Origin of the sequence: Cellulosilyticum lentocellum DSM 5427, assembly GCF_000178835.2 — a bacterium.
Lineage (GTDB): Bacteria > Bacillota > Clostridia > Lachnospirales > Cellulosilyticaceae > Cellulosilyticum > Cellulosilyticum lentocellum.
The window spans coordinates 3319625-3331614 of record NC_015275.1 but is presented as its reverse complement, the minus strand read 5'-3'; the positions used below and the strand labels follow the sequence as shown (position 1 = coordinate 3331614).

The 11990-nt window shown below is 33.8% G+C and carries 11 protein-coding genes; 8 read left to right on the top strand and 3 right to left on the bottom strand.

Annotation, left to right across the window (positions count from 1 at the left end):
• The first annotated feature begins 1 nt into the window (after position 1).
• The 3 genes from CLOLE_RS15375 to CLOLE_RS15365 are packed head-to-tail and all read left to right on the top strand — an operon-like array spanning position 2 to position 1795.
• Positions 2 to 889, top strand: coding sequence for an ABC transporter permease (locus CLOLE_RS15375; protein WP_013658048.1), 888 nt, complete (start codon positions 2 to 4; stop codon positions 887 to 889).
• A gap of 18 nt (positions 890 to 907) precedes the next feature.
• The gene (locus CLOLE_RS15370) at positions 908 to 1345 is read left to right on the top strand and encodes a LytTR family DNA-binding domain-containing protein (protein WP_013658047.1); all 438 of its coding nucleotides are present in this window, start codon (positions 908 to 910) and stop codon (positions 1343 to 1345) included.
• A 9-nt stretch (positions 1346 to 1354) separates the two neighbouring features.
• Positions 1355 to 1795: a DUF3021 domain-containing protein gene (locus tag CLOLE_RS15365; RefSeq protein WP_013658046.1), complete on the top strand. Its 441-nt coding sequence runs from the start codon at positions 1355 to 1357 to the stop codon at positions 1793 to 1795.
• A 725-nt stretch (positions 1796 to 2520) separates the two neighbouring features.
• On the opposite strand, the gene CLOLE_RS22000 is transcribed toward CLOLE_RS15365, so the two are convergent.
• Positions 2521 to 3180 carry a hypothetical protein gene (locus CLOLE_RS22000; protein ID WP_013658045.1) on the bottom strand — a complete coding sequence of 220 codons (660 nt, stop codon included), beginning with the start codon at positions 3178 to 3180 and terminating at the stop codon, positions 2521 to 2523.
• A gap of 189 nt (positions 3181 to 3369) precedes the next feature.
• Here CLOLE_RS22000 and CLOLE_RS15355 point away from each other — a divergent pair, with 189 nt between their 5' ends.
• The 4 genes from CLOLE_RS15355 (at position 3370) to CLOLE_RS15340 (ending at position 8073) form a co-directional block, all read left to right on the top strand.
• Positions 3370 to 3900: a GNAT family N-acetyltransferase gene (locus tag CLOLE_RS15355; protein WP_013658044.1), complete on the top strand. Its 531-nt coding sequence runs from the start codon at positions 3370 to 3372 to the stop codon at positions 3898 to 3900.
• A 257-nt stretch (positions 3901 to 4157) separates the two neighbouring features.
• Entirely contained in the window at positions 4158 to 5582 is a 1425-nt protein-coding gene (locus CLOLE_RS15350; RefSeq protein WP_013658043.1) for an MBOAT family O-acyltransferase, read from the top strand.
• Positions 5583 to 5594: 12 nt separating this feature from the next.
• On the top strand, positions 5595 to 6791 hold the full coding sequence (locus tag CLOLE_RS15345; protein ID WP_013658042.1) for an alginate O-acetyltransferase AlgX-related protein: 1197 nt from the start codon (positions 5595 to 5597) through the stop codon (positions 6789 to 6791).
• A 28-nt stretch (positions 6792 to 6819) separates the two neighbouring features.
• Positions 6820 to 8073 (top strand): sensor histidine kinase, encoded by a 1254-nt coding sequence (locus CLOLE_RS15340; protein WP_013658041.1) that lies wholly within the window; start codon positions 6820 to 6822, stop codon positions 8071 to 8073.
• A gap of 82 nt (positions 8074 to 8155) precedes the next feature.
• Here CLOLE_RS15340 and CLOLE_RS15335 read toward each other — a convergent pair whose 3' ends face one another.
• Together CLOLE_RS15335 and CLOLE_RS15330 are read right to left on the bottom strand one after the other, a co-directional pair.
• Complete coding sequence (locus CLOLE_RS15335; protein ID WP_013658040.1) at positions 8156 to 9418, bottom strand: sensor histidine kinase; 1263 nt, start codon at positions 9416 to 9418, stop codon at positions 8156 to 8158.
• Entirely contained in the window at positions 9419 to 10093 is a 675-nt protein-coding gene (locus CLOLE_RS15330) for a response regulator transcription factor (protein ID WP_013658039.1), read from the bottom strand.
• Positions 10094 to 10346: 253 nt separating this feature from the next.
• On the opposite strand from CLOLE_RS15330, the gene CLOLE_RS15325 reads away from it, so the two are divergent.
• Positions 10347 to 11981 (top strand): Two component regulator three Y domain-containing protein, encoded by a 1635-nt coding sequence (locus CLOLE_RS15325; RefSeq protein WP_013658038.1) that lies wholly within the window; start codon positions 10347 to 10349, stop codon positions 11979 to 11981.
• The last annotated feature ends 9 nt before the right edge of the window (positions 11982 to 11990 follow it).

Here is an 11990-nt window from a genome sequence, read left to right as displayed (position 1 = left end):
AGTGAAAATATTAGGTGTATTAGTGAAACGTCATATGTTAATGTATTTAAAAGACAAGCAGAATGTTTTTTTCTCTTTTTTATCCATGCTTATTATTTTAGCATTAAATACCGTTTTTTTAGGAGATGTGAATATTAAATATCTTCAAGAGTTCGCCAATATAGAAAAAGCCAAAGCACTCTATGTAACTAATAGTTGGTTAATGGCAGGAATTATGATTGTTAATGCTGTTATGATCAGCTGCACTATGCTAGGCATTATGATAAAAGATGAAGAAGACCATAAATTGCAAGGTTTTTTAGTAGCCCCTATTAGTCGTTTTAAATTAGTATTAAGTTATATTATTGCAGCCACTATTACAGCCTTTGCTTTTGGAATAGCCACCTTTATATTCTCTCAGTTTTATATTTTAGGAGTAGGAGGAAGCCTATTAAGCCCTTTGAGGATGTTAGCAGTTATGGGAGTGATGTTAGTCAACATTGTTTCTAGTGTGGCTATGTTATTTTGCATCACATCTTTTGTTCATACGATGAATAGTTATGGGGCTTTAACAACAACTTTAGGAACTTTAATAGGTTTTGTCTCAGCTATTTACTTGCCTATGGGAAGTCTGCCAGAGAGTGTGCAAAGTGTACTAAAGGGCTTTCCTATTTTATATGGCACTGCTATGATGAGAGAACTTTATACTGCCCCAGCTATCAATACTGTATTTGAAGGAGCCCCTACAGAAGCTATTTCACTTTATAAAGAATATATGGGCGTTAGTATAACTTGGGGAGATACACAAATGAGTAATGGTATGAGTTTACTTATTTTATTAGGAAGTGCTATAATATTCACAATATTAGCAGGAGTGATTGCTAAAAAAAGAAGAATTTCCGATCGATAATGAATAAAGGGGAAAGGTATGAAAATTATTATTGAGGATGTAGTAGAGGGAGAAGAGGAAACCATTATTATTAGATGTCATGAATTAGATGAAGCTTTGTTACAGACCATTTATGGCATTAAAATGCAACATCAAAAAATAGTAGGTTTTGATAAAGGGATCATTCATATGATTATTCCTAACGAGATTTATTATTTTGAAGCAGTTGATAATAAAATATTTATTTACTGTAAGGAAAAGGTCTATGAATCTAAACTAAAGCTTTATGAGATTGAAAATATGTATGCACATACAGACTTTTTTAGAGCTTCTAAATCAATTATTTTAAATTTAACTAAGATTAAGCATTTAAGTCCTGCTTTTAATGGAAGGTTTGAAGCTTTATTAGATAATGACGAAAAGGTTATTATCTCTAGGCAGTTTGTACCAGAACTAAAAAGGAAATTAGGGTTATAGGGGGAGCTTATGAAGGAAGAAATAAGACGGATTATGAATCAATTTTTTATTATCACCACTGGTACTGTAGGTGGAGCAACTTTGTTCACAGCATTTTTTTATAACGAGGGAGATATATCTCAAAGCATTTTATGGCAAATATTAGTCCTTTCATTCCTAACTGCATGCATGAATATTATTTTTCATTCTGCTAAGGAGTTAACGAAGAAACAAATGATATTTAGGCAAGGCGTACATTTTATAGTCGTATTCATTATTTTAATGGTAGGAGGCCTTAGTTTTGAATGGGTTGAAGGAAAGGATATCAAGCAAATCATAACGTTTAGTTTGATTATAGTAGCGGTATATGTTTTTGTTTGCACAATTGTGTACCTTAATGATAGAAAAACAACTGACAGGCTCAATGAGAAGCTAAAAGTTTATAGAGATAAAAAACAGCAGGAGGAGTAACGTTTATGAGGCATGCCACTGGGCGGAAATGAGAGGATAAGGACTACCTTATCCTCTCATTTCTTACAAGCGTTATTAAGCTCATAAACGTTCATGCTCCTAAACGAGAGGAGCAGAAAAGAGAGATCAACAGTCATGCATAAAGCTACTGGCTTGATGTATCTTCCAAAAAAACAAAGCTTAGTTATTTTATTGATAGTAGTTAAAGACAACAAAAATAGCTCTTCAAGCAGTATCACTACTTGAAGAGCTATTTTTGACTCCAGACTCTTGAAATGAATTTTCACAGCTAGCTAAATAGACCTTAAGCAAGGCGCAAAATGGCTCCTCAGCACGTATGCGTTATTGCTTAGTGCCTACTAAGACTAGCTATGAAAGTTAAACCAATGAGTGAGGAGCTCCTAAAAGTCTCGGCCGGTGCACCCTAGGCTAGGAAGCTAAGACCTTAAGACTCTAGTTTAAAACTTTGTTTATTTATTTGTTTGTTTTTACACTTATGTATATATATTCAAGAAGCCGAATCCCTAATAAAAAATGACGCATTGTTATTATTTTTTTGCACGCCTCGATTAGGGTCTTGAACGTTTATAATGTTTATATTTATTTTCTCTCAGATGTAATTCTCATAAATATCAAGGCAAATTTCTCTTTGTATGGCTGTCAGCTTTATTTTAAGGAAAAAGCATATCGGTAGGTCATGCACTGCTTAATACGTGCTTTCATTTTTAAATGGTAAATGCAATTACCATTGCTAAATAAGACCATTTTGAGTTACGTTTAAGCAACAGGTATATTACGCCATATAATAGGGCAAATGTCATAACGCCAATACCTGTATAAATGCTGCCTTTACTTAGAATGTGGACTGCTCCCCATGTGCAGCACAGTACTAGACCACCCCACGGAATTTGAGTTTTCTTTTGTAGTAAAGATTCAGCGAATTTCTGCCCAAATGCTACAATCAGATAAACCAAAACGACTTCAAAGAAATAATACATGTACTGAAATATGAACAAGAGTAGTCCCTTTTTCTGAAATTCACCAATGATTTTTAATATACCCCAATCAAAGGCGTTTAGCACAATACAAGTAATAACTAGGACAGCACTTATTACCTGTCCATTTCTTGTGGGTTTTGAATCTGATAATACGTCGAAATCCAAACTCTTTTTAGAACTACGAATGATCAAAGTTGCAGTTACGCCCCAACATAGCATAGTGAGTAACCAATGAATAATAGTTTGTGCTGGTGTATAATTGCTAGTACTAATGCCACCGAACATCATAGGTTCGATCAAACTCATTAAAACTATTTCTAATCCTAATCCACCAAAAGCATATAGTGCATACCACAAGTAATCCCAAGTAGAAATTTTATTTTTCATTGAATAAACCTCCTTGTTATTGAATTTTATGTATATATTATAATGTTAGAAATTATATAAAATTATTAGATTTAAGTGAGATATAGATGAGAATAATATTAAAGAATATCACAATTTCTTAACAACCATAGACGAAAAGCCATAAAATCATTATGATATATAGGGGAAGTATAAAAAGAGGAGGGCAAAATGAAGTCACATTTAAGTGAAAACGATTTAGTTTTAAAAGTATTAGATAAAAGCTACATAAAGCAAATTATGAATTTGCAAAGTGAGATTGTAAAACATATAGGAAATCCTGAACTATTTGCGGTGTCAAAGCAAGAAGAGTTCGAAGAAGCTATAGAAGAAAAAGGCTGTATTCTAGGTTATGTAACAGCTGATCATCAGCTTATTGCCATGGGAGCCTATTTAAATTTTGGTTATGATGAGAGAAATTATGGTTATGATATTGATTTAACAGCTGAAGCATTACTGAAAGTAGGACAAATAGAAGCGACAGTAGTTACAGAAGCTTATAGAGGGTTAGGCTTACAAAGAAAGCTATGTACCGCTTTAGAAGAAGAAGCACGCAAACGAGGAAATGAACTTTTATGTGCTACAGCATCACCTTTAAATGAATATAGTGTAGCTAATTTCTTAAAATTAGGTTATACCATCGAAAAGGAAAAGCTAAAATACGGTGGACTTAGAAGATATGTACTGGTGAAAGCCCTATAAAGCGAAAAGGACTAAATGGCTATTACACTTAGTCCTTGGGAGAGAGTGATTCTATTTAAAAAAAATAAATGTCACTAGATAAATCAGTATTATTTTACCATATTTGTAATTGGTAATTATATAGAGTAATTAACGGTTTTTTACTAAAAAAATTATTCAAATTGTCACATATAACTATTAAGGAAGTATTAAGATTACTCAGATATACTACAGATATAAATAAAAACAGTTGATAGATGATAGCAAGGAGGACGAGTATGTTATTTTCAAGTACTATTTTCTTATTTGTTTTCTTGCCTGTTGTACTCTTGTTATATTATGGAGTAACCAAAAAGCAAAACAGTAGGAATCTATTATTACTTATTTCAAGTTTGATTTTTTATGCTTGGGGCGAACCTAAGTTTGTATTAGTCATGCTCCTTTGTATAGGTGCTAACTATGTATTTGGATATTTTATTGATAAGTACCGCGGGCAGCAAAGTAAGACGACCCCTATTTTAGTAGGAATGTTAGTTTTTAACTTGAGTATTTTAGGGATTTTTAAATATGCAGGCTTTATTGTAGAAAATCTAAATAATCTTGCACATACGACTTTCCCAGTACCTAAAATTGCACTCCCTATAGGTATTTCATTCTTTACTTTCCAAAGTATTTCTTATGTGATTGATGTTTACCGTGAGAAAGGGAAAGCACTTAAAAACCCACTAGATGTAGGACTTTATGTGGCGCTTTTTCCACAGCTTATTGCAGGACCAATCGTTAGATATGAAACAATTGCTAACGAGATTCATGGAAGAAAAGAAACAGAATCTGATTTTGCATCAGGTATTGTAAGATTTATTATTGGGTTAAGTAAGAAGGTTTTACTAGCCAATCAATTTGCACTGATAGCAGATAAGGTTTATAACACGGGTGCAGGTAATATTAGTGTGGCCTTTGCTTGGCTAGGGGCTATTGCTTACATGCTACAAATTTACTTTGACTTTTCAGGGTACTCAGATATGGCCATTGGGTTAGGAAGAATGTTTGGTTTCCACTTTAATGAGAACTTTAATTTACCTTATACAGCGAAATCTGTATCAGACTTCTGGAGAAGATGGCATATCTCTTTAAGTACTTGGTTTAGAGATTATGTTTATTTCCCTATGGGAGGTAGCCGTGTTAATAGTAAGTTAAAACTAGGTAGAAATCTTTTGATTGTATGGCTTTTAACAGGTATATGGCATGGAGCAAACTGGACCTTTATTGTATGGGGCTTATATTTCGGTGTGATTTTAATCATTGAGAAATTTACAGGTTTAGATAAATGGATGGAGAAAAGTAAGGTTATTGGACATCTTTATACCTTATTACTCGTAATCATTAGCTGGGTATTATTTAGAGCAGCTAATATTGGAGAAGCTATTAACTTCATTAAAGCTATGTTTGGTATGGAAAATGGTATTTTAGTAGGTGATTTAGCAAGCTTTTATATCAGTGAAAGCGTTATGCTTCTTGTTATAGGAGTTATTGCTTCAATGCCCGTAGCTAAATGGATGAAGAAGCTTTATGTACAAGAAAACCAAATCATTCAGCAGTGTAATCGTGTATTAGCTATGAGTGTACTTGGTATACTTTTCTTCGTAGCAGTAGCGTATTTAGTAAAAGGAACCTATAATCCTTTTATTTACTTTAATTTTTAAGGAGGAAGCAAAATGAAAAAAGTGACATTACAAAGAGTTGGCATTTGCTTATTTTGCGTAACTCTTATTGGAGGGGGCATTTTAACAATAGGCCCCAATATCAAAAGTATTGCGAAACAAACTTTATCAGGTATGAAAAATGGCTATGCAGAAAAAGCTACTATAGAGGGACTTTTAAAAGGCACCATAGGAGGCATAGAAGCCGGTATATCTGATTCAGTTTTTGGAAAAGAAGCTTATATTAACTTATATGGCTTATCTGAGCGCCTTTTAGGGAAACATTATATTAGAGATACAAATCTAGTACAAAGTGTTATTAAAGATAATAACGGGCAATTACAATTTGCAACTAATAAGGTAGATACAACACCTTATGCAGAAGAAATAGGACAAGTTAATGAATTATTAAAAGAAAAAAATGTACCTTTTATATATGTTCAAACACCATTAAAGGTGATAGAGGGGTATACACAGCTTCCTGCGTCAGTAATAGACTATGCAGAAATCAATACGGATACCTTTAAAGAACAGCTAGAAGAAAAAGATGTGGATGTATTAGACCTAAGGGAAAATGTTAAATCAGCAGGCTTAGATTATAGTACACTTTTTTATAATACAGATCACCACTGGCGTACGCAGACAGCTTTTTGGGCTGTAGGAGAAGTTGTTCAGTATTTAAAAGAAAGTACAGGAATTAACCTAGATCCAAATCATTACTATACAGATAGCAGTAATTATGAAGAAACCTTTTATAAACAAAACTTTTTAGGTTCACAAGGAAGAAGAGTAGGTAAGTACTATGGCGGATTAGATGACTATACCTTAATGACACCTAACTTTGATACGAGCTATGAGGTAAAGATTACTAAAACAAATGGGTCTACAGTAGCAGAAGGAACCTTTGAAGAAGCTATCATTAAGAAAAATTTACTCAATGCGACTAGTGTATTTACGAATCGTTATGCTTCTTATTTTGGCGGAGACTTCCCAGAGGTGGCTATTAAAAATAAAAATGCAGAAAATGACTTTAAAGTGCTTATTGTAAAAGATTCTTTTGCACTACCTTTTTCAGCCTTTTTCTCAACCATGGTAAGTGAAACGAGAATGTTAGATACAAGATACTATGAGGGTGAAGTAACAGATTATATTAATAGCTACAATCCCGATTTAGTGCTATATGTGTATAAATCTATTAATACACAAAAATAAGTTCAGTAAGTAGGAGATTATAAGAACCATGCAAACAAAGAATATTTTTCGTCAAACGAGAAGAAGAATTGTAGTAACAAGTCTGGAGATTGTTATAGGGGTTCTTATAATCTTTGCTATTGTCACTAGCAGCATTTTTGATAGAAATCTTTATCGAAGTATAGATCAACAATTACTCACTCATAAAAATATGACAATCAATGATATAAAGGTTATCTTAAAAGAAGATCAGGTAACGGAAGTGGTTATGCCAGTTCCACTTGCACAAAATCTCATTAGCTTTGTGTGGAAACAAGATGTTTTGATAAAAGGGAGTCCTCACCCTTATGTAGGTTCCAATCCATACCCACAGTTTCCAGCAGGCTCACAAGATAAGATAGTAACCCTTAAGGATGATGGACATACCTATAGAGGCATTACCTTTTCTACGCAAGATTTGAGAGTAGAATTACTTTTAAATGTAGATACAGAAGTCATGAAAGCAAAAGAACTACGTTTAGCTTTGTTAATGGCTGGAGGGATTGTTATTTTTATTGTACTAGGGCTTGGGTACTATTTAGCAACTATTACTTTAAAGCCACTTAAAAGAGCTTATGATAAACAAGTGATGTTTATTCAACATGCTTCTCATGAAATGAGGACACCGCTAGCGATTATGAAAGGAAGACTTGAGTTATTAGCGAGACATAACAATGAAACGATAGAGGCACATTTCGAAGAGCTCTCACAGATGATGGAGGAACTCAGAGGACTAGAAAAGTTAAATAGTGATTTATTTTTGATGTCAAAGGAAGATGTAGGCGGTAAACTGGAGCTATCAACATTTGAAGTAAACACCTTTCTGAAGGGGATTTACAGCTTTTATGAAGATTATGGTGAATTGCAAGAAAAGAAACTACATTTTACGGAGACAGGGCAGCCGATACAAGTTTATTGGGATCAGATAAAGGTGAAAAGGTGTGTCAGCATACTCATTGAAAATGCCTTGAAATATACTCAGGCTGGAGATGAAATTCATTTAAGTGTGATACCTAAAAGTGATAAAAGTCTTCAGATTGTTGTAAGCGATACAGGAATAGGAATAAAAAAAGAAGAACTCCCTCATATCTTTGAACGCTTTTATCGAAGTGGTGAAGTAAGGGCAGCAGGCATTGAAGGAAGTGGCATCGGCTTAAGTTTATTAGAATCTTTAGCTTATACCATGGGCATCAAATTAAAAGTAGAGTCTATTTATGAAAAAGGCACAACGTTTAAATTAGATATACCTATCAAGATGAAATAAAATAATAACCCCAAGTATACAAGAAGCAAGGTGCCAATTGTTTACTTGGGGTTATTATGATGAATCAGTTTATTTGAAAGCTTTACTTCATAGGAAGAATCACTAAGAAAGTAGTAGGACCTTCTAAGGTACTTTGTACTTCAATGCTACCTGCATGTTGGGTAACAATAGATTTAGCAATAGATAAGCCTAGTCCATACCCGCCAGTTTCGCGGGCCCTAGAAGGGTCTACACGGTAAAAGCGCTCAAAGATTTTATTGTGATGTTCTACAGGAATACCAGGGCCTGTATTAGTTACAGAAAAAACAAGTTTGTTTTTCGAAGCATCACGCCTCAGAGAAAAGTAAATATCACCAGCTTCATTGGCATTCTTAATGGCATTATCCAGTAAAATAATGGCTAGTTGTTTTAAACGATTTTCATCTCCATAAACAAGAAGGTCAGGTGTGATATCCATATGAAAATGCTTATTAGATTCAAAGATAATAGACTCAAAAGGTAAGCAAACATTAGTAAAAGCTTCACTGATATTAAATTCAGATTGATGGAGAAGCGCTTCATCATCATCCACTTTAGCTAAATAAAGTAGGTCATTAACAAGTTTAGTCATACGTTCTGTTTCAGTTTTAATGTAGTGGAGCCATTTACTTTGATTTTCTACGTAGTCAAAAGGATTACTGAGAACAACATCTGTATTAGTAGCAATGACAGTAAGGGGTGTTTTGAGCTCATGAGAAGCATCTGCCACAAACTGCTTTTGCTTTTCCCAAGCTTTAGCAACAGGCTTAATGGCCCATTGTGCTAAGTAAAGCGTAATGACAAAAAGAAGGGTAAAGCTTAAAAAGCCAATAAGTAAACAGATCATGAGGAGACGATTTAAGGTGTTTAATTCCTGGCTGCGATCAGAGAAAACAATAACCTTACCGGTATCTGTCATTTGTTTTAAAAATCGTACTTCTGTTGAGTTAACAAGAATAATACCTTCCATAGTATCTTGTGCTTCTGCTAGTTCCACGAAAGTAGGAATTTGTGCTAGTTGCTCTTGAGATTCAAAAGGCGGCACGATTTGAATGACTTCATCGCTACTTGAAATGCGTACAAGAAAGCTATCATCTCCTAAACGAGGCATTTCAGGTTTAGGCCGATAATTAGGATCTTGAAACATAGGAGGTTCATGACGAAAAGAAAATTGATCAGCTTTTGCTAGATTGCGCATGTTATTAAGAGAAGAATTTTTTTCACTTTGTGCCATGAAAAAATAAATGCCGCTAAAAATAACAAGCAATACCACTGCAATAAGCGACATCGTAATGAGTAAAAAGCGAGCTTTTAGTTTCTTAAGCATTTATTCACCTCCTAAACGATAGCCGACACCACGAACTGTTTGAATACCTACCTTTGAATGAATATGAGAAAGTTTTTTGCGAAGAAAAGAAATATAAACCTCTACATGATTATATTCAGCTTCTGAATCAAAGCCCCATATTTTTTCAAGTAGTTCTTCTTTGCTTACAATATGTTGGCCATGGCGAATAAGAAACTCTAAGATGCGAAATTCTTTGAGTCCTAAACGAACGGTTTTACTTCCACAGCTGAGTTCATAAGTAGAAAGGTTTAATGAAATATCTTCAAAATGAAGCGTATCGTCACAAATAAGTTCACCACGTCTTCTACCGAGTGCTCTTATACGTGCTAAAAGTTCATCAGTAGCAAAGGGTTTGGTGAGATAATCATCAGCACCATGGTCAAGGCCCTTAACCCTATCAGATACTTCATCTTTGGCAGTAAGTAAAATAACAGGTGTTTGAATCTTTTGTTCTCTAAGTTGTTTAAGGACTTCTAAACCATTTAATTTAGGGAGCATAATATCTAGTATAATGACATCATAGATACCTGTTAAAGCATGATCAAGGCCAGTAATACCATCATAAGCTGCTAAGGCTGCATATTTGTTTTTTTGTAAAATCTGAACTAAGGCTTCTGCTAAGCGGACCTCATCTTCTATAACTAATAGATTCATAATCTGTAAGCTCCTTTCGTCTGTATCCATATTAGAATAGATGATTTCATTTTATTTATGATAACATAGTAACCTTAAATGATTCTTAAATGCAACCTATCAAATATAATTCTCATTTTATTTTTAGTAAAGGTAGAAAAAAGGAAGATTTAGGTTGATTTATATAACAAGCTAGCCGATATAGTGTATAATAAAAGAGGACATCTCATAAAATATAAAAATCTATTATGAATGATACGATAACGAGGATTCTATGAATAAGATTAAAACAATAACCATAGTACTTATAATAAGTATGTTATTTCCCTTATTACTTTACGGGGAAATTCAAAAACCAGTCGCTCAATTTGCTTTAGGCAAAACAACTTATCAAGAGGGTGAACCTATAGAGGTAATTGAATCGAGCTATAGTCCTAGTGGACTAAAGATTGTTAAAAAGGAATGGAAAATCATTATTGATGGTAAACAAAAAACAAGTAGTAATGCCAAAAGTTTAATGAATAATATAAAACAAGGAGAATATACGCTTTACTTAAGAGTTAAAGATGTCAATGGTGTGTGGAGTGACTTTATAGGAAAGAAAGTAAAAATCACAGCACCAAGGCCATTTATACTAAAAACCTTTACAACAGAAAAAAGTACATATGCAATAGGTGAAAAAATACAATTCATATATGAGTATGATAATCCCAATGACATTAATTTAAAAAGTCAAAGGTGGCGATATAGAAACTTAACCACAAATGGTTATTTAACCTCTGGGAAACCTAATTATTTGAAAAAGCCAGGTAAATATGAGATTACTTTAGAAATGCAGGATGAATGGGGGCATTGGTCAAATAAGAAAACTTGCTATATTACCATTGGGCAAGAAGAGATAGTGAGAAATGGTTATTATCTTTTCAATAAGGGCAGACAGGGTGATTTAATAGAAGGCTATATTGACAAGGATTACAATACCTTTGATGAAGCCTTAAAGGTAGAAGTGCAGGATATACCAGGGACCTTAATCATGAGTAACTCACCAGAAAGTGTTCCTTCGAGTGGTATTCTTTATAGAGATACAAGTAGTGGCAAAGGGATTATGACAGTTCATCATAAGAATGCAACTGGATTACCCAAAAAGCTAGTCATTTTAGCGACTTCGAAAGAAACAACGGACCTTACTTTGACCATTAGCAATGAAGCTATCTTAGGACCTCATAGCAATATTTTAAAAACAGGGCAAAGCTCAGTTAATCAGTATTTTAAAGGAAAAGCTAATAAAGATTATGTACTTAAACCAGGTGAGACTGTATGTGTTTATGATAGCGGGGCGAAGAAAGCTTGGGAAAATGGAGAAATTATTTCTGGTTTATTTGATTTTAATAGTACAGGTAAAGTCACTTGGACTGTTGTGATCATGGATGAAAAGTCAGATTTAAGCAATGTTTCTAAGCTTCAAGTATTACCAAGAGATAATCATGTAAGAGGTACTTTCAATATTATTGAGAGAAAGTATGTCGTAGATGTAAGTGGCATCAAAGATCCAACGAAGCTTGTGGTAGGCAGAGAAAAAGAAGAATGGTTAGAAGGCGTAGATGCTTTAACAGGAGAGACTATTAGAAATCAAGGGAATTATGGTTTACCTATTACCATTGAAGTTAAAAATACAGAGGATATAGGTGTTATTTTAAATGCCAGAGGAGGCGCTTATTTAGGTGCAGTTAAATGGAATAAAACAAAAGTGTTTAACGTACCAGACGAAGAGATTCTAAGTTCTAAAAAGTTAGCCGCCCTTATTGGAAAAATTCCACAAGGCGAAGGTGCAGAAATAGTATACACATTGCCAAATGGTTCTTCAGCACCTGTATTATTTGGCTTTATTCCAAGTTCACTTTGGAAATAAGAGGAGGAG